This is a genomic window from Pseudarthrobacter arbutini (assembly GCF_054510915.1).
In genome coordinates, this window is the sequence record NZ_JBTNDQ010000001.1 from 332,939 (window position 1) to 354,160 (window position 21,222).

The 21,222-nt window shown below is 67.4% G+C and carries 22 protein-coding genes and 1 riboswitch; of the genes, 8 read left to right on the plus strand and 14 right to left on the minus strand.

The features are described 5' to 3' along the window. Positions 1-32: 32 nt before the first annotated feature. The 8 genes from hemB to hemE all read right to left on the minus strand — a co-directional run bounded on the left by hemB (position 33) and on the right by hemE (position 8,358). Positions 33-1,013, minus strand: coding sequence for a porphobilinogen synthase (gene hemB / locus ACX80V_RS01520; protein WP_058931884.1), 981 nt, complete (start codon positions 1,011-1,013; stop codon positions 33-35). After that, positions 1,010-1,885, minus strand: coding sequence for a uroporphyrinogen-III synthase (locus tag ACX80V_RS01525; protein WP_485841682.1), 876 nt, complete (start codon positions 1,883-1,885; stop codon positions 1,010-1,012). Before ACX80V_RS01525 ends, hemB begins: the two co-directional genes overlap by 4 nt. Continuing rightward, positions 1,869-2,855 (minus strand): hydroxymethylbilane synthase, encoded by a 987-nt coding sequence (hemC, locus tag ACX80V_RS01530; protein ID WP_058931882.1) that lies wholly within the window; start codon positions 2,853-2,855, stop codon positions 1,869-1,871. The genes ACX80V_RS01525 and hemC overlap by 17 nt, the downstream gene beginning before the upstream one ends. Beyond that, positions 2,852-4,117, minus strand: a complete 1,266-nt coding sequence (locus ACX80V_RS01535) for a ferrochelatase (protein ID WP_485841683.1) — start codon at positions 4,115-4,117, stop codon at positions 2,852-2,854. The genes hemC and ACX80V_RS01535 overlap by 4 nt, the downstream gene beginning before the upstream one ends. Beyond that, a complete protein-coding gene (gene hemQ, locus ACX80V_RS01540) occupies positions 4,114-4,815 on the minus strand; it encodes a hydrogen peroxide-dependent heme synthase (protein WP_058931880.1) in 702 nt (233 codons plus the stop codon). Before hemQ ends, ACX80V_RS01535 begins: the two co-directional genes overlap by 4 nt. A 120-nt stretch (positions 4,816-4,935) precedes the next feature. Then, positions 4,936-5,691 (minus strand): hypothetical protein, encoded by a 756-nt coding sequence (locus ACX80V_RS01545; RefSeq protein ID WP_485841684.1) that lies wholly within the window; start codon positions 5,689-5,691, stop codon positions 4,936-4,938. A 101-nt stretch (positions 5,692-5,792) separates the two neighbouring features. Next, positions 5,793-7,235, minus strand: coding sequence for a protoporphyrinogen oxidase (gene hemG / locus ACX80V_RS01550; protein WP_485841685.1), 1,443 nt, complete (start codon positions 7,233-7,235; stop codon positions 5,793-5,795). 4 nt (positions 7,236-7,239) lie between these two features. Continuing rightward, the gene (gene hemE, locus ACX80V_RS01555) at positions 7,240-8,358 is read right to left on the minus strand and encodes a uroporphyrinogen decarboxylase (protein ID WP_485841686.1); all 1,119 of its coding nucleotides are present in this window, start codon (positions 8,356-8,358) and stop codon (positions 7,240-7,242) included. A gap of 158 nt (positions 8,359-8,516) precedes the next feature. On the opposite strand from hemE, the gene ACX80V_RS01560 reads away from it, so the two are divergent. Beyond that, positions 8,517-9,830, plus strand: coding sequence for a glutamyl-tRNA reductase (locus ACX80V_RS01560; RefSeq protein WP_485841687.1), 1,314 nt, complete (start codon positions 8,517-8,519; stop codon positions 9,828-9,830). A gap of 71 nt (positions 9,831-9,901) precedes the next feature. On the opposite strand, the gene moeB is transcribed toward ACX80V_RS01560, so the two are convergent. Further along, on the minus strand, positions 9,902-11,101 hold the full coding sequence (gene moeB / locus ACX80V_RS01565; protein ID WP_485841688.1) for a molybdopterin-synthase adenylyltransferase MoeB: 1,200 nt from the start codon (positions 11,099-11,101) through the stop codon (positions 9,902-9,904). Positions 11,102-11,185: 84 nt separating this feature from the next. Here moeB and ACX80V_RS01570 point away from each other — a divergent pair, with 84 nt between their 5' ends. The 3 genes from ACX80V_RS01570 to ACX80V_RS01580 are packed head-to-tail and all read left to right on the plus strand — an operon-like array spanning position 11,186 to position 12,484. Further along, positions 11,186-11,851, plus strand: coding sequence for a TetR/AcrR family transcriptional regulator (locus ACX80V_RS01570; RefSeq protein WP_056343929.1), 666 nt, complete (start codon positions 11,186-11,188; stop codon positions 11,849-11,851). Positions 11,852-11,902: 51 nt separating this feature from the next. After that, positions 11,903-12,127 carry a DUF3107 domain-containing protein gene (locus tag ACX80V_RS01575; RefSeq protein ID WP_131131451.1) on the plus strand — a complete coding sequence of 75 codons (225 nt, stop codon included), beginning with the start codon at positions 11,903-11,905 and terminating at the stop codon, positions 12,125-12,127. A gap of 54 nt (positions 12,128-12,181) precedes the next feature. Further along, positions 12,182-12,484, plus strand: coding sequence for a hypothetical protein (locus ACX80V_RS01580; protein WP_485841689.1), 303 nt, complete (start codon positions 12,182-12,184; stop codon positions 12,482-12,484). A gap of 76 nt (positions 12,485-12,560) precedes the next feature. On the opposite strand, the gene ACX80V_RS01585 is transcribed toward ACX80V_RS01580, so the two are convergent. The 4 genes from ACX80V_RS01585 to thiO all read right to left on the minus strand — a co-directional run bounded on the left by ACX80V_RS01585 (position 12,561) and on the right by thiO (position 15,357). Then, positions 12,561-12,887, minus strand: a complete 327-nt coding sequence (locus tag ACX80V_RS01585) for a 4a-hydroxytetrahydrobiopterin dehydratase (RefSeq protein ID WP_058931872.1) — start codon at positions 12,885-12,887, stop codon at positions 12,561-12,563. A 73-nt stretch (positions 12,888-12,960) separates the two neighbouring features. Continuing rightward, positions 12,961-13,776, minus strand: a complete 816-nt coding sequence (locus ACX80V_RS01590) for a thiazole synthase (protein WP_485841690.1) — start codon at positions 13,774-13,776, stop codon at positions 12,961-12,963. 4 nt (positions 13,777-13,780) lie between these two features. Next, the gene (thiS, locus tag ACX80V_RS01595; protein WP_485841691.1) at positions 13,781-14,017 is read right to left on the minus strand and encodes a sulfur carrier protein ThiS; all 237 of its coding nucleotides are present in this window, start codon (positions 14,015-14,017) and stop codon (positions 13,781-13,783) included. Next, complete coding sequence (thiO, locus tag ACX80V_RS01600) at positions 14,014-15,357, minus strand: glycine oxidase ThiO (RefSeq protein ID WP_485841692.1); 1,344 nt, start codon at positions 15,355-15,357, stop codon at positions 14,014-14,016. Before thiO ends, thiS begins: the two co-directional genes overlap by 4 nt. Beyond that, a riboswitch (TPP riboswitch) is annotated at positions 15,348-15,468 on the minus strand. (Overlaps the previous gene by 10 nt.) Positions 15,469-15,495: 27 nt before the next feature. Here thiO and thiE point away from each other — a divergent pair. From thiE to ACX80V_RS01620, 4 genes are all read left to right on the plus strand, one after another. Continuing rightward, positions 15,496-16,272, plus strand: a complete 777-nt coding sequence (thiE, locus tag ACX80V_RS01605; protein ID WP_485841693.1) for a thiamine phosphate synthase — start codon at positions 15,496-15,498, stop codon at positions 16,270-16,272. A gap of 64 nt (positions 16,273-16,336) precedes the next feature. Next, a complete protein-coding gene (locus ACX80V_RS01610; RefSeq protein ID WP_485841694.1) occupies positions 16,337-17,851 on the plus strand; it encodes an RNB domain-containing ribonuclease in 1,515 nt (504 codons plus the stop codon). Positions 17,852-18,144: 293 nt separating this feature from the next. Then, a complete protein-coding gene (locus ACX80V_RS01615; protein WP_058931867.1) occupies positions 18,145-19,839 on the plus strand; it encodes a DEAD/DEAH box helicase in 1,695 nt (564 codons plus the stop codon). 8 nt (positions 19,840-19,847) lie between these two features. Beyond that, positions 19,848-20,720 (plus strand): DNA-methyltransferase, encoded by an 873-nt coding sequence (locus ACX80V_RS01620; RefSeq protein WP_485841695.1) that lies wholly within the window; start codon positions 19,848-19,850, stop codon positions 20,718-20,720. A 67-nt stretch (positions 20,721-20,787) separates the two neighbouring features. Here the strand turns inward: ACX80V_RS01620 and ACX80V_RS01625 are convergent, their stop codons facing one another. Further along, entirely contained in the window at positions 20,788-21,159 is a 372-nt protein-coding gene (locus ACX80V_RS01625) for a hypothetical protein (protein ID WP_485841696.1), read from the minus strand. Positions 21,160-21,222: the final 63 nt, after the last annotated feature.

Consider the following 21,222-nt stretch of genomic DNA (forward strand, 5'->3'; position numbering starts at 1 on the left):
CCACCAAGCATCCGGAAACATTCCCTGCCGCGTCAGGATTCCTTGAGCCAGCCTGCTACCTCGGAGGCCCAGTAGGTCAGCACGGTGTTGGCGCCGGCCCGCTTGATGCCGAGGATGGATTCCGTAATGGCACCCCGCCGGTCGATCCAGCCATTGGCGGCGGCGGCCTCGATCATCGCGTATTCACCCGAGATCTGGTAGGCCGAGACGGGCACGGGACTCATGGCGGCGACGTCGGCCAGGATATCCAGGTAGCTCATGGCCGGCTTCACCATCACCATGTCTGCGCCTTCCTCAAGATCCAGCTCCACCTCAAGGAGGGCTTCGCGGCGGTTGGCGGCGTCCATCTGGTAGGTGCGGCGGTCGCCCTTGAGCTGCGAATCCACGGCTTCCCGGAAGGGACCGTAGAAGGCGGAGGCGTACTTGGCAGCGTAGGCCAGGATGACGGTGTTTTTGTGGCCGGATTCCTCAAGGGCCTGGCGGATCACCGCGATCTGGCCGTCCATCATGCCGGAGGGCCCCAGCACATGGGCGCCGGCATCGGCCTGGGCCACGGCCATCTGGCCGTAGATCTCCAGCGTGGCGTCGTTGTCCACATAGCCATCGGCGTCCAGGACGCCGCAGTGGCCGTGGTCGGTGAATTCGTCCAGGCAGACGTCGCCCATGATGACCAGGTCGTCGCCCACCTCGGCGCGGACGTCGCGGATGGCTTTATTGAGCACACCGTCCGGGTCCAGGGAGGCGGTGCCGCGGGCATCGCGCACGGCGGGCACGCCGAACAGCATGATGCCGCCGACGCCCAGTTCCACGGCCTCCGCGGCGGCGCGCTTGAGCGAATCTGTGGTGTGCTGCACAACCCCGGGCATGGAGGTGATGGGCGACGGTTCGCTGAGGCCTTCGCGGATGAACGCGGGCAGGATCAGGTCGGCAGGCGCCAGGCGGTATTCGGCGGTGAGCCGGCGCATGGCGGGCGTGGTGCGGAGGCGGCGCGGGCGGTGGTTCGGAAAGCTCATCGGGTGTTCCCTTCGTTGGCAAATACGGCGCCCAGCGCGGCCACTATGCCGTCCGGGGTGGGGACTTGGGCGGTGGCGGCCACCGGGATGCCAAGGGCGGCAGCTTCTGCCGCCGTCGGGCGTCCGATGGCGATGAAACGGCAGCGGCCCAGCGGCAGGAGGGTCGCTGCAATGCGCCGCGCGGCGCTTGGCGAGGCGGCCACGACGGCGTCGAGCGTCCCGGCGTCGAGCTCCCCGCGGGTCTGCAGCGGAGTGAGCTCGCGCGGCGCGGTGTTATTGGAAAGTCCGACGGCGGACGGCAGTTCCGCCTCCAGGCGGAGTTCTTGCCGGGCCGGGTAGTCCACGGTGTGGTAGGCCACAACTGCGGTAACGTCGGCGCCCTTGGCTGCCAGGCCATCGCGCAGTGCAGGGGCCGCGATGTCGGCCTGTGGCAACAGCACGCGCGCCGGCGCGGCGGTCCACAGTTCCACGAGTCCTTCGGCGGATTGGATATCCACCGGGGCCAGCGCCACAGGAATGCCCACGGCTTCCAGGATCCGCCGCGAAGACGGCCCGATCGTGGCCACCCGCAATCCCGCCGGCAGCAGTGCCGCCGGCGTGGTGCCGCGCTCAACCGCTTTTTCCACGAGCACACGCACCGTGGTGATGCTGCTGACCACCAGCCAGTCGAAGCCCCCGGCCACCAGATCATCCAGCGCGGCATCGAGGACCGGCTGGTCCGCGGCCCGTTCAAAGTCGATGAGCGGCAGCAGCAGCGGTTCGGCCCCCAGGCTGCCGAGCAGCGCGGCCAGCGGCCCGGCACGGTCGGCGCTGCGGGTGATCAGGACGCGCCGGCCACCCAGAGCGCCCGCCAGGTCATCGGGATGCGGCAAGGTCCGCGATCTCCGCGGCGCCGGCGGCCAGCAGGAGCTCGGCCACCTCGATGCCGAGCAGCGTGGCACCAACCTCGGTGAGACCGTCGGTTGCCTTCTTTTCGCGCACAGTCTTGGTGCCGTCCACGGCGCACACCGCCGCCTCGAGATACAGCATGCTGCCTTTGCGGTACGCGAAGGCACCCACGGGGGCGGCGCAGCCGGCCTCGAGGCGGGCCAGCACGGCACGCTCGGCGGTCACGGCGAGGCGGGTGTCCTCATCGTTGAGCGCGGCCAGGGCCTGCGCCAAAACACCCTGCGAACCCTCGGTGGAACCTGCCTTGCGCGGGGCGTCAGCCGTCCGGCATTCGATGGCCAGCGAACCCTGTCCGGGCGCCGGCAGCATCACGTCCATCTCGAAAAATTCGCTGACGGCGTCCAGGCGGCCGATGCGTTCCAGTCCTGCGGCGGCCAGTACGACGGCGTCCAGGTCACCCGGTGCGCCGGCGGCGTTTCCGGGCAGGCCGGGCACGCGGCCCAGGCGGGTCTCCACATTGCCGCGGATGTCCCGCACTTCCAGGTCAGGGCGGGCGGCACGCAACTGGGCAGCTCGGCGCGGCGAGCCGGTGCCCACCCTGGCGCCCTGCGGCAGATCAGCCAGCTTAAGGCCGTCGCGGGCGCACAGGACGTCCCGCACGTCCGCACGCTTGGGCGTTGCGGCGATGGTGAGGCCCGGCGCGGCGCCCGTGGGAAGGTCCTTGAGCGAGTGCACAGCGACATCGCAGGTGTCCTGCAGCAGGGCATCGCGCAGGGCGGCGACAAACACCCCGGTGCCGCCCATCTGGGACAGGGACCCCGTCTTGACGTCGCCCTCGGTGGTGATGTGCACCAGCTCCACGGGGAAGCCTCCGACGGCGGCCAGCTGGTCCGCCGTCTGCTGGGTCTGGGTCAGGGCGAGCTTGCTGGCCCTGGTTCCGATCCGTACGGTCACGGGGTTCCTTCTCCCCCGGCAGCGCCCGCAGATGCGGCCGGGTATGCGTCGTGTCCGGTGCCGACGGTGGTGTCGGCTCCGGCGATGGTGGGCTTTTCGCCGCGGAAGTTCGCGCAGCATCCCGGCCGGCAGACGTCGTACCAGGGGCCTAGTCCGGTCACGGCGGGCCGGTCGCTGATGTTGTTGGCGAGCGTACGTTCGGAGATGAGGTCCACCAGGCCGTTCACAAACTTCCGGTGCGTGCCGGGGGTGGGTACCCGCGTGGCAGCCAGGCCGAGGTTGCGGCAGGTTTCCAGGGCTTCCGTATCCAGGTCCCAGACAACTTCCATGTGGTCGCTGACGAAGCCCAGCGGGACGATGACGATGCCTTTGCTGCCTTGGCCCGCCAGATCGGCGATGGCGTCGTTGATGTCCGGCTCCAGCCAGGGCACGTGCGGCGCGCCCGAGCGGGATTGGTAGACGAGGGACCAGGGTGCGGTCAGCCCTGACTCGGCCTTAACACGGCTGATAACTGCGGCGCCGGTGGCCAGGTGCTGGGCCACGTAGGCGGAACCTTCGTCGAACCCGCGCGGTTCGTCCGCGGACCTTCCGGCGGCCTCGGCATCCCGGGTGGGGATGGAGTGGGTGGCAAAAAGGATGTGCACGGGGGCGTCCGGCGTTCCGGCCGCAGTGAGCTGCGCCCGCACGTCCGCCAGCCCGGCAGCGGTGCCTTCAATGAAGGGCTCCACAAAGCCGGGGTGGTCGAAGTACTGGCGGACCTTGTCCACCTCAAGCCGGCCGTCCAGTCCTGTCTCCGTCAGGGCGATGCCGATGTCCTCGCGGTACTGGCGGCAGCTGGAGTAACAGGAGTAGGCACTCGTGGTGACCATCAGCAGTTTGCGGTGGCCGGCGTCGTACGCGTCCTGCAGCGCCTGCGGAATGTAGGGGTCCCAGTTGCGGTTGCCCCACAGCACGGGAAGCTCAATGCCGCGGGCGCTGAGCTCCGCTTCCAGGGCTGCCTTGAGCTCGCGGTTCTGTTGGTTGATGGGGCTGATGCCGCCGTTGGCCCGGTAGTGGTGGGAAACCTCTTCGAGCCGCTCGTCCGGGATGCCGCGGCCGCGGGTGACATTGCGCAGGAACGGGATGACGTCGTCCTGGCCCTCGGGCCCGCCAAAGGAGGCCAGCAGGACGCCGTCATAGTTTTTGGGCGCCATCCGGCCGGCTTCGGTGACCGGGTTGGTTCCGGTGAGCACGGCGCCCGCCGCGGGATCGGGCTGGGTCATGCGAGGACCTCAGCGACCTCGGCTGCGGTGATGCGGCGGCCGGTGTAGAACGGGATTTCCTCCCGTACGTGGTTGCGTGCTTCGGTGGCGCGGAGGTGGCGCATGAGGTCCACGAGGTCCACCAGTTCGGGGGCTTCCAGTCCCAGGATCCATTCCCAGTCGCCCAGGGCGAAGGAGGATACCGTGTTGGAGATGACCTGCGGGAACTCCCGGCCCAGCATGCCGTGGTCGCGGAGCATCTTGCCGCGTTCTTGCTCGGGCAGGATGTACCACTCATAGGAGCGCACGAACGGGTAGACGCAGAGCCATTCGGCCGGGGCCACACCGCGTGAGTAAGCGGGGGTGTGGTTCTTGGCGAACTCGGCTTCCCGGTGCACGCCCATGGCGGACCAGACAATCTCGGTTCCGGCGAAAAGCGTGCTGCGGCGGATGTCGCGGATGGCCTGCTGCAGCGCTTCGGGCTTCGGGCCGTGGAGCCACACCATGACGTCGGCGTCGGCGCGCATCGCGGAGACGTCGTAGCTGCCGCGGTGCGTCACGCCGGCCTCGGCCAGGCGGACCAGCAGGGCGTCGAAATCGGCGGCAGCGTCAGCGCTGCGCACCAGTTCCTCGGACCGCTTGAAAACAGTCCAGAGAGTGAAGAACTGCTCGGCTGATTCTTCGGTTTTAGTGACAGATTCGGCAGAAGTGTGGCTCATGGTTACCAGTTTGCCCCTTCCCTACCGCCAAGTCGAAACCAGCGACTTCTACAAGACGTAGAAGTGCTCAATGTCACACGTTCGGCGCAGCATGGGTTGTGAGCCGATCCGGCACCGAGGTCAGAACTGGCGGATCCGGGCAAAAAGGAGGCCAGCGGCTCCGGCGGACCCCACCAGTCCCACACCAAGCCAGACCTTCGCGGGTTCGGCCGCCGCGGCTGCTGCCGTGGCGGACGCCATGTTGTCCCGGCTGGCAGGCGCGTTTCCGTGGCGCCCCGGTCCCGAAACAGGCGTGGCGTTGGTGCTGTGGGTGTCCGTGGGCTGGTCCGCAGCAGGATCGGCTTCCTGCGTTGCGTCGGCGGGGGCACCGGGCTGGCCGTTCGGCTGCGTGCCTGCCGCTGAACCTGCGGCCTCCGGGGACGTGCTGACCGGCGCCGGAGCGCTCGACGGCGGGACGGTACCCTGGGGAGCCGTGCCCTGCGGAGTGGTGCCCTGCGGCGCTGGGCTGGCAGATGTCGACGGAGCGGACGACGTCGGCGCAGTTGACGTGGGGGCCGTGGACGTGGGGGCCGGAGACGGTGTGACCGTCGGAGTGGAAGATCCTGAGGGGGCGGGAGTCGGTTCGGGTGAGGCTTTGGTCTGTCCGCCGGAACCGCCCAGGAGGCCATTCAGAAGGCCGCTGACCCCGGCGAGGTCCCCGTCGGCCGCAACCGCGGCGGACTCCGTGGGTTCGGCGCTGCCGTCAGCCGCCTGGGATGCCGGAACGCCGGCGGACAGGACCAGTACCGCTCCGACGGCAGCCGCTGCAGCGCCACGCCGGAGTCCCCCATGGATACTGGTCCGGGAACGGGAAGATTCGGACCTGTAAATAACCATAGTTATCGACCCTAGCCACAGGAGGGGGTGGATTGAAAACCGGAAACTGCACCCCGGAGTGGTCCTTTCAAGGCCCATATTCCACTGAACAGGAGCGATGGTCAGCTGAGCAGGCTGCGAATTTCTTTTCGGGTATCGGCCACCACTGCGGCGAGTCCGTTGCCGGCCACCCATCCGCCCACAATGCCGAGGCCGGCCTCTGCCGCGCAGAGCTTCCTTACCTCGGCCACCCGGGCTTTGTGTCCTACGGCCGCGAACGGCAGGGCCCCTTGCCACCTGACAACATCCCAACCGACCACGTCCGTCCCGTGCACCGGGACGTCCAGCAGCGCCGAAGCATCATGCAAGGCAGCAGCCAGTAGTTCCGCGTCGAGGGCAGGCGCGGAGCCGCCGGTTTCTGGGGTCGCGGGTTCCGAGGCTTCCAGGCGGCCGTAGGAGAGCCGCAGCACGTGGGTCCCGGGACCTGCCGCAGCGGCCAGCCAATCCCACTTCGCGGTTGCGTGCGTGAGGGCTTTTGCCTGGACGCCCGGCGTCTGGGGGGCCACCAGGATCCCGGTGCCCCGCGGCCTGCGGTCCAGTTCGGGCAGGTCCACTACCACGGTGACGAGCCGGACATCCGGACCGCTTTCGGGGCTCCTGCCGGCCAGGGCGGGCACGGCCGCCTGAAGCAGCCCCACTGCGGCCGGGCCGGGCAGCGCCACCACCAACATGCCGCCGTCGTGCGTTGCGTCACCGGCGGTGACGCGCCACCCGTCCGGCGTCCGTTCGACGGCGTCCGCGGTTGTTCCACTCATCAGGGTGACACCGCGGCCGCCGAGATCGCTGAGCAGGGCCGAAACCAGGGTGTGGATCCCGCCTTTGAGGCCGGCGACGGCGGAACCCGCCTTCGCGACGGACGGCTGGGTGGAGCCGCGCCGCTGGGCGGCCACCGCGGCCGCGAGGGAACCGTGCTCACGGATGCCGGCCCGGAGGCCGGGGGCCACCATGTCCACGTCCAGGAGACCGGGGTCCGCGGAGTGCACGCCGCCCACCACAGGGGCCACGAGGCGGTCCAACACGCGGCGGCCCATCCGGGCCCGCACCAGCGCCGCGACGCTGGTGACATCCGCCGACGCGCCGATCGACGCCGGCAGGTACTTGTCCAGCGACGCCCGCAGCGAACCCGCAAATCCGAGGGACCGCCTGACCTCCGGGTCCCAGGGGTTGGCGGGAATGCCCAGGACTCCGGTCTTGGGCAGTTCGCGGGGGCCGTCCGGAAGCTGCACCCAGGCGCCGCCCGGGCGGGGCGCCACAACGTTGCCGCCGAGTCCCAGTTCAGCAGCAAGGTCCGCCACAGCGGTCGAGCGGGTGGCGAAGGACTCTGCTCCGCTGTCCAGGGTGAGGCCGGCCACCACGTGGCTGCCCACGCAGCCGCCCCAGGATGCTGTTGCTTCCAGGACGGTGACGGTGCGTCCGGCAGCTGCCAGCTCGCGGGCAGCCAGCAGGCCGGAGATGCCGCCGCCCAGGACGACGGCGGTCTGGGCCGGTGTCACGGAAGTGCTCACGGTCCTACTCCGGGGAAATGGAGTGGATGAGTTCTACAACGCGGGTCAGGACCGTGGGGTCGGTTTCCGGCGGCACCCCGTGTCCAAGGTTGAGCACGTGGCCGGGCGCAGAGGCGCCGGCCGCAATGACTGCACGCACATGGGCTTCCAGCACTTCCCAGGGCGCGGAGAGCAGCGCGGGGTCGATGTTGCCCTGCAGCGGCACTTTTCCGCCCAGGCGCCGGTTGGCCTCGTCCAGCGGAAGGCGGTAGTCCACGCCCACCACGTCCACGCCGACGTCGCGCATGGCAACAAGCAGTTCGGAGGTTCCGGTACCAAAGTGGATCAGCGGCGCGCCGAGGTGGCGGACATGGTCCAGCGCCCTGGCCGAGGCCGGTGCCACGAACTTGGTGTAGTCGGCCAGGCCCAGTGACCCTGCCCAGGAATCAAACAGCTGCCCGGCGGAGGCGCCGGCTTCCAGCTGGGCGCGGAGGAACATCCCCGAGGCGTCGGCGGCCCAGTTGGCCAGCGCCGTCCAGGTTTCCGGGTCCGCGTGCATCATGGTGCGCGGGCCCAGGTGGTCACGGGAGGGTTTGCCCTCCACCATGTAGGCGGCGAGGGTGAACGGGGCACCGGCAAAGCCGATCAGCGGGGTCTTGCCCAGCTCGGCGACGGTCAGCCGCACGGCTTCGCGGATCGGTTCCAGCGCTTCCCAGGTCAGCTGGGGCAGGGCAGCCACGTCTGCAGCCGTGCGCACCGGTTTGTCCAGCACGGGGCCCACGCCCGGCACAATGTCCACGCCGACGCCGGCGAGCTTGAGCGGAATGACGATGTCGGAGAAGAAAATGGCAGCGTCCACGTCATGGCGCCGGACGGGCTGCAGCGTGATTTCGGCCGCGAGCTCGGGCCGCAGGCAGGAATCCAGCATGGCCACGCCTTCGCGCACCTTCAGGTATTCCGGCAGGGAGCGCCCGGCCTGCCGCATGAACCACACGGGCCGCCGCGACGGCTTGCCGCCACGGTAAGCGGTGATGAGCGGCGAATCTGCGGTTCGGCCGTCCATCAGCGGATGGCCGGCAGCGAGGGCCCTGTCGTCAGACGGGACACTGGGCACGGCATTGGACACGGCGGAGCTGGAAGTCATGCCTTTGATTGTGCCCAAAATCGGCCCTAAAAGATAACGACAGCCTGTCACGGAAAGCCGCCCGGGACGCGCCGTGACAGGAATCATGGCCCTCCACCGCCCGTTGCCGTTTGGCCGGTTGTTCTACCGGGCTACGAAAAAGCTATGATTGATCTGCTGTGGTTCTTTTTTCATTGGTGGCTACACACGCCGACATCGACCTTGAGACCGTTGCTCAACTGAGCAACGGTGCTTCCGGGATCGCCACATCCGCACTCTCCGGATCGCCGGCAGTGACGGGTGCGGTGGTGCTTGCCACCTGCAACCGGTACGAAATCTACGGTGAAGCTCCCCACGCTGACGATGTTGAGGCTGCCAGGGCGGCCCTCGTCTCGGAGATCAGCGGCCTCAGCGGACTCAACGAACAGCTCGTGTCCCGCTCCTTCAGCACACGCACCGGCCCCGAAGTCAGCCAACACCTTTTCGCCGTCAGCGCCGGGCTGGACTCCGCCGTCGTGGGTGAACGTGAAATTGCCGGCCAGGTCCGCCGCGCACTCATCACTGCCCAGCACGAGGGAACGGCCAGTTCCGGCCTGGTCCGCCTCTTCCAGGCCGCCTCCAAGACGGCCAAGGACGTCGGGGCACAGACCGCCCTCGGTTCCCGCGGCCTGTCCATCGTTTCAGTGGCACTGGATCTGGCCACCGATCTTTCCGAGAGCCCCGACTGGTCAGCGAAGAAGGTGGTGGTGTTCGGCACCGGCGCCTACGCCGGCGCGACGATGGCGCTGCTCCGCGAAAGGGGCTGCACCGACATCTCCGTGTTCTCCTCGTCGGGACGCGCCGAAGCATTTGTCGCCACGCGCGGCGGAACATCGCTGGACAGCGATTCCCTGCCGCTGGCCGTGGCGGCGACCGACGTCATGATCGGCTGCAGCGGCTCCGACACCCGGGTCGAGGCCGGCGAACTTGCCGAGATCCGCGCGGACTCTCCCCAGCCGCTGATCGCGATCGACCTCGCCCTCACCCATGACTTTGACCCCGAAGTCGGCCAGCTCGACGGCGTTGAGCTGCTCACGCTGGAATCCGTGCGTTTGGCGGCACCCCAGGAACAGGCCGAGTCCCTCACCCAGGCCAGCGGCATTGTGTCCGGCGCGGCTCGGGCCTTCGAACAGGAACGGGAAGCCCGCTCGGTGGATTCCGCCATCGTGGCGCTGCGGCGGCACACCATGAATGTCCTGGATGCGGAAATGGAGCGCGTCCGTGCCCGCCACGGCTGCACCGCCGCCGCCGAGGAAGTGGAGTTCGCCCTCCGCCGGATGGTCAAGCAGCTGCTGCACGTGCCTACTGTCCGTGCCCGTGAGCTCGCCGCCAACGGCCAGCAGGACGACTACGTGTCGGCGCTCGAAACCCTCTACGGCATCACCGTGGAGCAGCCGGCCACCGCAACGCAGGCGGAGTGCCCCGTGGACCACCGGGGCCTCGAAACCGCCTGACGCCCCCGTTGCTCTATCAGTTTTGGCTCTCAACCGAACGTTTTGGCGACCAAAAGTGATAGGGCAACCGGTTAGTAGACCGGCTTCTGCGGCTCCACGTCGCGCACCCAGGCCAGGATTCCGCCGTCGAGATGGCTGACCCGCTGGTAGCCGGCCTTCCGCGCAGCCTCCAGCACGTTGGCTGACCGGGTGCCTGCTTTGCAGTGGAACACAATGTCCTTGTCCTGCGGGAGTTCCGCCCAGGCCTCCCCCGCGAGGATCCTGCCCTGCGGGATCAGCACCGAGCCGTCGATGCTGACGATGTCGTGTTCGCCGGTTTCCCTGACGTCCACCAGCTCGAAGTCCTTCAGGCCTGCCTTCCGGGACGCCAGCATGGTGGCCAGCTGGGTTGCCGTGACGGTGTGCTCCGTGTCTGCGGAGACGGCAGGAGTGATGCCGCAGAAGGCTTCGTAGTCCGTAAGTTCCGTAATGGGCTCGGCCGCAGGGTCCTTGGACACCCGGATCTCGCGCCAGCTGCCGCCCAGCGCATCAAACAGTGCCACCCTGCCCAGGAGTGAACGCCCGACGCCGGTGATCAGCTTGACTGCCTCGGTCACCATGAGTGAACCCACAGCAGCACAGAGCATGCCGAAGACGCCGCCCTCGCCGCAGGAGGGCACGGATCCGGCGGGCGGGGCCTCGGGATAGAGGTCCCGGTAGGTGGGTCCGTGCTTTTCCCAGAACACGCTGACCTGGCCGTCGAAGCGGAAGATCGATCCCCACACATAGGGCTTGCCGAGGATGGCGGCGGCATCGTTGACCAGGTAGCGGGTGGCGAAGTTGTCCGCCCCGTCCAGGATCAGATCGTAGTCCGCGAACAGCTCCAGTGCGTTGGAGGCATCCAGCCTGACGTTGTGCAGCCGGACCTCCACCAGCGGGTTCAGTGCGGCAATCGCGTCCCGCGCGGATTCGATCTTGGGCCGTCCTACGTCGGCGACGCCGTGGATCACCTGGCGTTGCAGGTTGCTGAGGTCAACGGCGTCGTCGTCGATGATTCCCAAGGTCCCCACACCCGCCGCCGCCAGGTAGAGCAGGGCGGGCGAGCCCAGGCCCCCGGCACCGATGACAAGTACCCTGGCATTCTTCAGCCGCCGCTGCCCCACCGCTCCGATTTCGGGAATGATGAGGTGCCGCGAGTAGCGTTCCACCTCGGCCGGCGTCAGTTCACCGGCGGGCTCCACGAGCGGGTTAAGCGAGACAGAGGAATCATTTGCGGTCAAAGTCGAAGCCATACTTCAATGTATGCCCCGAGATACCGCCCGGTCATATTACCGCGCAGTATTGTGTAGGTAACGGCAAGTGAAAGTAGGGCAACTGTGGTCCATGAAGCACGGGCTGACCGGGCGTCCGGCGGCGAACCGGCCGCACCTCAACGGACCGCGGGCCAGAGGTCCGCCCGGCTTCCCCGGGATGAGCGCCGGGCGCAGCTCCTCGCTGCGGCTCAGGAGGTTTTTGTCGCCAACGGCTACCATGGCGCCGCCATGGATGAAATCGCCGAAACGGCCCATGTCAGCAAACCGGTGCTGTACCAGCACTTCCCGTCCAAACGGGAGCTGTATCTTGCCCTGCTGGACAGCCATCTCGCGTCGCTGACGGACCTGATGCTTGGTGCACTGAGCTCCACCACCGACAATGACGAACGTGTCCAGGCGGTGATGCGCGCCTACTACCGCTTCATCGCCAGCGACGACCAAGCCCACCGCCTGGTCTTCGAATCGGACCTCATCAACGATCCCGATGTCAGCTCACGCCTGGAGACTTTCAACAAGACGTTCGCGGACGCCGTGGCCCGGGTGATTGCCGAGGACACCAAACTGCCTCACCTGGAAGCACAGCTGCTGGGACGCGGCCTGGCCGGCATGGCCCAGGTCAGCGCCCGGTATTGGCTGGAAACGGACGGGAACCTGGACCTCGATGTGGCCAGCGACCTCATTTACCGTTTAGCTTGGCGCGGAATCTCTCGCTTCCCCAAAGAGTCCTAGACTACAAATAAGAGAACCCAAGAAAACTTTGATTGGCTGGGAGGCCCCCTTTTGGAAATTAAGATCGGCATTCAGAACATTGGCCGCGAAATCGTATTGGAATCGGCTCAGGATGCTGACGCTGTAGCCACGGTCGTTGAAGAAGCCATCACCAAGGGCACAGACCTCCGCCTCAAGGACGACAAGGGACGCATCATCATCGTTCCCGGCAACGCCCTGGGTTACGTGGAAATCGGCGCCGAAGAGGCCCGCAAGGTCGGTTTCGGCCAGTTCTAGCACGTCCGCGGCCAGCCGCCTTGGCGGTTGGCCGCTGCTTTCCGAGGAGATTCCATGCTTTCGCTGACCATCGTTGTCCTGGTCACAGCAGCCGCAGGCTTTGTTGTCTGGGCGAATGACAAGCGCCATACCCGGTACGGCACAGGGTTGCCGGCAGGGGTTGCCGTCGTGGTGGGCGCGGTCAGCTGGATCATTTTCATCGCGGCAGGTTTTGGCTACCAGCCGGGCCTGACGTGGATTCCCTGGGTCCTGCCCATGGCGCTCGGCACCGTCGCTGCCATCGGGACGGTCATCTACCTGGGCCGGACGCGCGCAAGCCACGATACGCGGCGGCTGACGCAGGCGCTCAAGCTTTAGGCCGCGCCCTTTTTCCTTAAGAAACCGTGACCACCACCCAGCAGGGTGCGTGGTCACGGTCCTTTAACCCGGCGGCCTAAGCCACCGGCTGGGCTGTGGCGCCGAGCCGAACGGCAGCAGCACTCACCGCCGCGGCAGCAGCGGCATCCCGCTCAGTGACCTCGCCGCCGGCGTCGTGGGACGTGTAGCGGAGATGCACCCTGTTGTAGCGCCAGTCAAGGTCCGGGTGGTGGTTCTGTTCTTCCGCCACGCGTCCGACGGCGGCAATCAGCTCCAGTGCGGCGGCCGCCGTCGGCGTCTTATAGACAGCGACGAGACCGCCCAGCCGGTACTGCCAGTCGGGGAGCGCGGCGAGGACAGCCTCGATGCGCTCCCGCGTGAGTATGTCTTCCTTGCCGGCCACAGCGGCCTCCTCGGCTCGTCCGGTGAGCCCGCCCCGGCGTCTGGCCGAGGGCGCCGGGCCTGGAGAAAGCGGCCTAGAGAAACTCTGCCCGGCCTTCCATGGCCGATGACGCCAGGGCGTGCTCGCGGCGCGGAATCCTGCCGGCCGCTTTCGCCAGCCTACCGGCGATGACGGCGTGTTTGAAGGCCTCCCCCATGAGTGCAGGGTTCTGCGCCCGCGTGACTGCAGTGGCCAGCAGCACGGCATCACAGCCAAGCTCCATGGCCAGGGCGGCGTCGGATGCCGTGCCGATGCCGGCGTCCAGCACCACGGGCACCGAGGCGCGCGAGACGATCAGTTCGATGTTGTGTGGATTCAGGATCCCCAGGCCGGTGCCGATAGGTGCTCCGAGCGGCATGACCGCAGCGGCCCCCAGGTTTTCCAGCCGCAGGGCCAGGACCGGGTCATCGTTGGTGTAGGCGAACACTTTGAAGCCCCGGTTAACAAGCTGTTCCGTAGCATCCACCAATTCCACGGCGTCCGGCAGCAGGGTCTGTTCGTCGGCGATGACTTCCAGCTTGAGCCAGTCCGTTTCCAGCGCTTCGCGGGCCAGTTCCGCCGTCATGACCGCATCCCGGGCGGTGAAGCAGCCGGCGGTGTTGGGCAGTATCCGGATCCCGTGGTCCACCAGGAGCTGGAAAAGGGATCCCGATTCAGCCGGCGAATAGCGCCGCATGGCCACTGTGGTCAGCTCGGTTCCGGACGCCAGGAGGGCTGCCCCCAGCCCGTCGAGGCTGGGGGCGCCACCGGTGCCCATGATGAGGCGGGAGCCGAGCTCGACGCCGTCGATGACCAGCCTGTCTGCGGCCTCGGGACGGTTATGTGTGCTGATGTTGCTGGTTACTGTCATGGTGTCAGCCTCCCTGGACTGCTGTGACCAGTTCGACGTCGTCACCTTCGGCGAGCGCCGTGACGAACCACTGGCTGCGGGGTACTACCTCGGAGTTATGGGCGACGGCGACGCCGAGTTTCTGCCCGTCTGTCGCCTGGCCATTGGCCGAGAGGGGACGTCCAGTGATCTGGCTGATGAGGGTGGTGATGGAGGCGTCGTCCGCCACGGAATGGCGCGAGCCGTTGAGGGTGATGTTCATGCTGATTCCTTCTGTGGGTCGAGGTCCTTCGTGCGGATGTCATTGTCTGGGGACTGTATGCCGGCTACGTGGTGCTTTCCTGAAAAGCGGGCCGGGCTGAGGGCCCCCCATCGCGGGTCCGTCCGGCCATCCAGCAGGTCCCGGCAGATGGCCGCCGCCGCCGGAGCCAGGAGCACTCCGTGGCGGAAGAATCCGGTGGCAACCATCAGCCCGGCAATGTCCGCTGTGTTCCCCGTCCTTGGTGCGGAAGACGGTACGCGGCCGAGGAGAGGGGCGTTGTCCGGGGTCGCAGGCCTTGCCCGCGCTGTGCATTCCAGGAGTTCAAGCTCCGAGACGGCCGGCACCAGGACCTGGGCGTCCCGCAGCAACTGGTAGACGCCGCCCGCCGAGACAGCAGCGTCGCCCGTCCCGGCGAGCGCGTCTTCTCGCTGCGTAGCGCCGATCACCACCGTGCCGTCCTGCCGGGGAACGATGTAGACCGGCACACCATGGACCATTCCGCGGACAGTGGAGGTGAGGAGCGGGCGCAGGTGCTGCGGAACAGCCAGCCGCAGGATGTCACCGTAGACGGGCCGCAGGGGCAGGTGCAGTCCAACCGGCAGGCCATCCAGCGACGCCGCCTGCAATCCGTTGGCCACGACGGTCTCCCGGGCCTGGACAGTTCCGCCGTGGGCGAGCTTCACGCCGATGACGCGGCCGTCCTCCCAGAGCAGGGCAGCGGCACGTTGGTCAACGGCGAATCCCGCGCGGGCACCTGCCACGGCGGTTCCTGCGCCCGGTTCGTGGATGGCCAGGACTTCCTGGAGGCACGCCACGAGTTTCCGTGGATCCACCTGGTGGTCGGCGGAGATGTCCAGGGCGCAGGATATGGCCGGGCTGAGCAGGGATTCCCTGGTCCTGGCCTCACGGACAGTCAGGGGTTCCACCACCAGGCCGCTGGCCTGCTGCACGGCCCGGAGGTCCATCAGTGCCCGGCGGTCCGCAGCGTCCGCGCCGATCGCGAGGGTCGGCGTCGTCAGATATCCGGTATCGCCAGCCCCGGCCAGGGCGAGGTCGGCCGCAAAGGCAGGCCACAGGCCGGAGGATGCCAGCATCAGCTCAAGGAGGTCTTCCTCCTGGTAATGCAGTTCGCTCACAGGGGCCAGCATGCCGGCGGCTGCCCAGCTGGCGCCGTTGCCGGGCGCGTCATCGATCAGTACGACGGAACGGCCGGACCGCCGGACTTCCCAGGCTATGGCGTGGCCGATGACTCCGCCGCCGATGACGGCCACGTCGGCGTGCAGGGCGGTGGCCGGGCTGGCTGGTGCAGGCTCAGGTGGGCTGCTTATTGCGGGGGGCATATGTTCCTTCCCTACGCCGGTACTAGCCGGATCAGGTCAAGCGGTCGGCTCTGACGCCCTCTCAGCCCGGCCGCTTTGTGACGGCTGCAACGGGCTCCCGCAGTACCCGCCCAGTTTAGGGGACTTAGGCTGGTTTCCATGAACGCGCAATCCTTCGCCGCTGCAGGCACGCCCTCCGCCCCCTCCCCCGCTCCCGAATCCTTGGCCGGAACAGACCCCGCCGTCGGCATTAACACCGGCCTCCCGCACAGCGCCAGGCTGTACCTGTGCACTGACGCGCGACGGGACCGCGGGGACTTTGGCGAGTTTGTGGACGCGGCGTTTGCCGGCGGCGTGGACATCATCCAGCTCCGGGACAAGGCAATCGAGGCGGCGGAGGAGCTGGAGCTGCTGGCCGTGCTTCGGGCCGCGGCCGAACGCCACGGAAAGCTGTGGGCAGTCAATGACCGTGCCGATATCGCGCTGCTGTCCGGCGCCCCCGTTTTCCACATCGGGCAGAAAGATCTGCCTGTCGCTTCCGCCCGCACGCTGCTCGGGGCACCAGCCGCGATCGGCCTTTCCACGCACACCGCCGAGCAGATCGAAGGCGCCATCCGGCTGTCCGGTGGGCTGACTGACCAAGGCGGCCTGGACTACTTCTGCGTAGGACCGGTCTGGGCCACTCCGACGAAACCGGGCCGGGCCGCCGTCGGCCTTGACCTGGTGCGGTACGCGGCCGAAGCCGTCCGCGCTGCCGGTGGCACCCAGGCCACGCTGCCCTGGTTTGCCATCGGAGGCATCGATCTCGGCAACGTGGAGCAGGTGGTGGAGGCCGGCGCCGGCAGGATTGTTGTGGTGCGTGCCATCACCGAAGCCGCGGACCCCGCAGCGGCGGCCGCGGCACTCCTGGCGGCCCTGGACGCCGGCGCATCCTGACAATCCCCCGCGTGGCGGGCGGCGGGCGTGCACGATCCGTGGAAATCGAGCTAACCTGATTTTCGTGTCACATCATAGGTTGGCCCCCAATGTCCACGAGCAGACGAACGACCTCGCGGCGGCGCTGAGCGCCCTGCGGACCGAGCTGGAACTGCCGGGGCCCTACCCGGCGGAGGCGGTCCGGGACGCGGAAGCGGCGGTGGCCGCACACGAGTTGCCGGGTGCCGACCTGACGGAAGTGGCCTTCCTCACTATCGATCCGGCGTCGTCCACCGATCTGGACCAGGCGCTGTTCATCGAGCGTGCGGGCACTGGCTACAGGGTGCTTTACGCCATCGCTGACGTGCCGTCCTTTGTCCGCCCCGGCGGCGGACTCGACGCAGAGACCCGGCGCCGCGGCCAGACGTTCTACGCCCCTGACGGCCGTATCCCGCTGCACCCGGAAGTCATCAGCGAAGGGGCAGGCAGCCTTCTGGCCGGCCAGCTGTGTTCCGCCTACGTCTGGGAGTTCGGGCTGGACGACGCCGCGCAGGTCTCCACTGTGAGCGTCCAGAGGGCCACCATCCGCAGCCGGGCCAAGCTGAGCTACAAGGGAGCCCAGGCCGAACTCGACGCCGGGACGGCCGGCCCTGTCCTGCAGCTCCTGAAGGAAGTGGGCCTCAAGCGCGTTGAACTGGAGCGGCAGCGTGGCGGCGCCAGCCTGAACATGCCCGAGCAGGAAATCGTGCAGCTGCCCGACGGCGGCTACCGGATTGCCGCGGCGCCGCAGCTTCCGGTGGAGGACTGGAACGCCCAGATCTCCCTGATGACGGGGATGGCGGCGGCAAACCTGATGCTGGCGGGAGAAGTGGGCATCCTGCGAACCATGCCCGCCCCGGACGAGCGCTCCCTGCGTCACTTCCGCCTCCAGACTGAGGCATTGGGCAAGCCGTGGGACGGCAAGATCAGCTACGGCGAATACCTCCGCAGCCTTGACCCGACCGAACCCCGGCAACTGGCCATCCTGCACTCCGCCGGCATGCTGTTCCGCGGTGCCAGCTACACGGCGTTCGACGGCACAGTCCCGAAAGACGCCATCCAGTCCGCCATCGGCGCTGCCTATGCCCACACCACGGCACCGCTCCGGCGTCTGATCGACCGTTTTGTCCTGGTGATCTGCGAAGCCCTGAGCAACGGCAAGCCGGTACCGGACTGGGCGCGGGAAGCCCTGCCGTCCCTGCCGGAGATCATGGCCGGATCCGACCAGATGGCATCGCGGATGGAACGCATGGCGCTGGACACCGTGGAGGCCGCGCTTCTGGTCAACCATGTGGGCCAGGAATTCGATGCGATCGTGATTTCCGGCTCCAAGCCGCAGAAGGGCAACGGCAACGGGAAAAACGGCAACGGCACCAAGAACGGCGCTGCGAAAAACGGAGCCGCAAAAAACGGAAACGGCCCCTCGGGGATCATTCAGATCGCCGAGCCCGCCGTGACGGCCCGGTGCGGCGGCGACCTGGAATCCGGCACCAAGGTGCGGGTCCGCCTGATCTCTTCCGACATCGCTGCCCGCGAGGTCCACTTCGAGCTGCTGGCCTAAAGGTTTTGCGCGCCGCCTGATCGGCCCAAAGCCGGGATTCAGGGTCCGTGCGGCTAGACTGAAGAAGTAGATATGGATGCCCGGTCGTTGATTTCCTTGATTTTGAATTCAACAAGCCCGCCCCTACGCGATCTTGAGATGCACCCGTTGGTCACCAGTGCCAGCATTTTGATAGCCCGCGATCGGCTTCCACTGGAATTGCTTGCGCGCTTCGAGCGTGCTCCGGAACGGCCACGTTGGCCGGCCCGTTGAGCAGGCAGCGCCAATGCCCAAATGAATAAGGAAACTCCCCTGTGAGTGAATTGCATACCCACCAGATCCTGACTGACGACTCCGGCATCGAGACGATCGAACCCGAAGAAACCATCATCTCGGACGAGAAGCCGCACGAGATCGAGGAGAAATCCTTCGCTGACTACAACGTCCGCGCCGACATCGTGGAGTCCCTCGCCGACGCCGGGATCACCCACCCCTTCCCCATCCAGGCCATGACCCTGCCGGTGGCGCTTTCGGGCCACGACATCATCGGGCAGGCCAAGACCGGCACCGGCAAGACCCTCGGCTTCGGCATTCCCGCGCTGCAGCGCGTGGTGGGTCCGGACGACGCCGGCTACGACAAGCTCGCCGTTCCGGGTGCACCTCAGGCCCTGGTCATCGTGCCCACCCGCGAGCTGGCCGTCCAGGTGGCCAATGATCTCCAGAACGCTTCCCGCAAGCGGAACGCCCGCATCACCACCATCTACGGCGGCCGTGCCTACGAGCCCCAGGTGGAGGCCCTGCAGAACGGCGTCGAGGTAGTCGTCGGTACTCCCGGCCGCCTCATCGACCTCTACAAGCAGAAGCACCTGGTCCTGAAGAACGTCAAGATGGTCATCCTTGACGAGGCCGACGAAATGCTGGACCTCGGCTTCCTGCCGGACGTGGAAACCCTCATCGCCGGTACCCCTGCAGTCCGCCAGACCCTGCTGTTCTCTGCCACCATGCCCGGCCCGGTCATCGCCATGGCCCGCCGCTACATGACGCAGCCCACCCACATCCGGGCCGCTGATCCGGACGACGAGGGCCTCACCAAGCGCGACATCCGCCAGCTCATCTACCGTGCCCACAGCATGGACAAGATCGAGGTTGTTGCCCGCATCCTGCAGGCACGCGGCCGCGGCCGGACCATCATCTTCACCAAAACCAAGCGCACCGCCGCGAAGGTTGCCGAGGAGCTCGTGGACCGTGGCTTCGCCGCCGCCGCCATCCACGGTGACCTGGGCCAGGGCGCCCGCGAGCAGGCGCTCCGTGCCTTCCGCAACAACAAGGTGGACGTCCTGGTGGCCACCGACGTCGCCGCCCGCGGCATTGACGTCGACGACGTCACGCACGTCATCAACTACCAGTGCGTTGAGGACGAAAAGATCTACCTGCACCGGGTGGGCCGCACCGGCCGCGCGGGCAACAAGGGCACAGCAGTGACCTTCGTTGACTGGGACGATATGCCGCGCTGGGGCCTGATCAACAAGGCCTTGGGGCTCAGCGTCCCGGAGCCCGTGGAAACGTACTCCTCCTCCCCGCACCTGTACGAAGAGCTGGACATCCCGGAAGGCACCAAGGGTCGCCTGCCCCGCAACAAGCGCGTGCTGGCCGGCGTCGACGCCGAGCTCCTCGAGGACCTGGGCGAGACCGGCAAAAAGAACACCCGTCCCAGCGGTGGCCGTGACAGCGGGCGCGACAGCAACCGCGACGCCGGCCGCTCCGGTGCTCGCGACAGCAGCAGCCGCCGCACCAGCGAGCCCGGCGGACGCTCCGGTGACCGCCGTCGTCGTACCTCTGATGCGGCGACCGCCGGCACCAGCCCCGCCCCCGAACCGGCTGCTGCGGCTCCGGCCGAAGGCGAAGTGGACCCCCGTGCCCGCCGCAGCCGGACCCGCACCCGCCGCCGCAACGGCGAAGTGGTGGCCGGTGCCGACAACGGCCCGCAGCAGCGCAGCACCGAGGCATAACAGCCTCGATGACTGACACCGTCTGGGCGCCGGACGGCAGCAACCTGGTGGTTCACGCGGACAACGCGGAGTTCCTCCCCTCGCTGCCGGACGGCGCCTTCACCTTGATATATGTCGACCCGCCGTTCAACACCGGCAGGGTCCAGAAGCGCCAGGAAACGCGGATGGTGCTGACCACCGATGGTGACGGCGACCGCGTGGGCTTCAAGGGGCGTTCCTACGACACCATCAAGGGCGCCCTGCACCGGTACGATGACGCCTTCAGTGACTACTGGTCGTTCCTGGAACCCCGGCTCGTGGAGGCCTGGCGGCTGCTGGCTGACGACGGCACGCTGTACCTCCACCTGGATTACCGGGAGGTCCATTACGCCAAGGTGATGCTTGACGCGATCTTCGGCCGGGAATGCTTCCTCAACGAGATCATCTGGGCCTACGACTACGGTGCCCGCGCCAAGTACCGCTGGCCCACCAAGCACGACAATATCCTCGTGTACGTCAAGAACCCGGCGAAATACCACTTCGACAACGCCGAGGTGGACCGCGAGCCGTACATGGCACCGGGCCTGGTGACACCGGCGAAGCGTGAGCTCGGGAAGCTCCCCACCGACGTCTGGTGGCACACCATCGTCTCCCCCACAGGCAAGGAAAAGACCGGCTACCCCACGCAGAAGCCCGAGGGCCTCATCCGCCGTGTGGTGACGGCGTCAAGCCGGCCCGGTGACTGGTGCCTGGACTTCTTCGCCGGTTCCGGGACCCTGGGCGCCGTGGCGGCCAAACTGGACCGGAAGTTCGTGTGTGTGGACCAGAACCAGCCGGCCATCGACGTGATGGCCAAGCGGCTGGGCGCCAAGGCAACCTTTACGTCGTTCCCGCCCGTCTAAGTACCGGCACAGCGGAAAATCCCGGCACCATCAGGCGCCGGGACTTTCCTCATGACCGTCAACGGCACTAGCAACGGTGCATCAGCTGGATGCCGTGGTCACGCTGCCGGTTGTCAAGAACAACGCCGTTGGAGTCGCAGTGGGCGTTGACCAGCAGCGCGTGACCGCCGTTCTGGAAGTTCCCCTTCTGGCCGAGGGGCGCCGTTGGGTCAAGCTCTTTGAGCGATCCCGGCGGAACAAATATCCAGGCGTTGTCTGCCACGCTGAAGGCCCAATTGCCCTTGACATAGAGCTGGAACCCCGGGAACGGCTCGTAGAAGGTGGCGCCGGTGAGATTATCCGGGCGGCTGACGTTGGTACAGTCCAGCGCATTGGCGGCTGTGGGAACAAACATAAATGCGGCGGCAAGGCCGGCCGCGGCGAGTGACTTTCTAAACATGATTTCTCTCCGTCTACCGTGATGGATGGTGCATGACGACGAGACCTTCGATAGCGCGGCATG

Coding starts and splice junctions, on each gene's coding strand:
- ACX80V_RS01535 (WP_485841683.1), bottom strand. CDS start 4,117: ATGACCCAGCCCGATCCCGCGGCGGGCGCCGTGCTCACCGGAACCAAC.
- ACX80V_RS01625 (WP_485841696.1), bottom strand. CDS start 21,159: ATGTTTAGAAAGTCACTCGCCGCGGCCGGCCTTGCCGCCGCATTTATG.
- ACX80V_RS01620 (WP_485841695.1), top strand. CDS start 19,848: ATGACTGACACCGTCTGGGCGCCGGACGGCAGCAACCTGGTGGTTCAC.
- ACX80V_RS01580 (WP_485841689.1), top strand. CDS start 12,182: ATGCTTTCGCTGACCATCGTTGTCCTGGTCACAGCAGCCGCAGGCTTT.
- thiO (WP_485841692.1), bottom strand. CDS start 15,357: ATGCCCCCCGCAATAAGCAGCCCACCTGAGCCTGCACCAGCCAGCCCG.
- ACX80V_RS01590 (WP_485841690.1), bottom strand. CDS start 13,776: ATGACAGTAACCAGCAACATCAGCACACATAACCGTCCCGAGGCCGCA.
- thiS (WP_485841691.1), bottom strand. CDS start 14,017: ATGAACATCACCCTCAACGGCTCGCGCCATTCCGTGGCGGACGACGCC.
- ACX80V_RS01545 (WP_485841684.1), bottom strand. CDS start 5,691: ATGGTTATTTACAGGTCCGAATCTTCCCGTTCCCGGACCAGTATCCAT.
- moeB (WP_485841688.1), bottom strand. CDS start 11,101: ATGGCTTCGACTTTGACCGCAAATGATTCCTCTGTCTCGCTTAACCCG.
- thiE (WP_485841693.1), top strand. CDS start 15,496: ATGAACGCGCAATCCTTCGCCGCTGCAGGCACGCCCTCCGCCCCCTCC.
- hemB (WP_058931884.1), bottom strand. CDS start 1,013: ATGAGCTTTCCGAACCACCGCCCGCGCCGCCTCCGCACCACGCCCGCC.
- hemE (WP_485841686.1), bottom strand. CDS start 8,358: ATGACTTCCAGCTCCGCCGTGTCCAATGCCGTGCCCAGTGTCCCGTCT.
- hemQ (WP_058931880.1), bottom strand. CDS start 4,815: ATGAGCCACACTTCTGCCGAATCTGTCACTAAAACCGAAGAATCAGCC.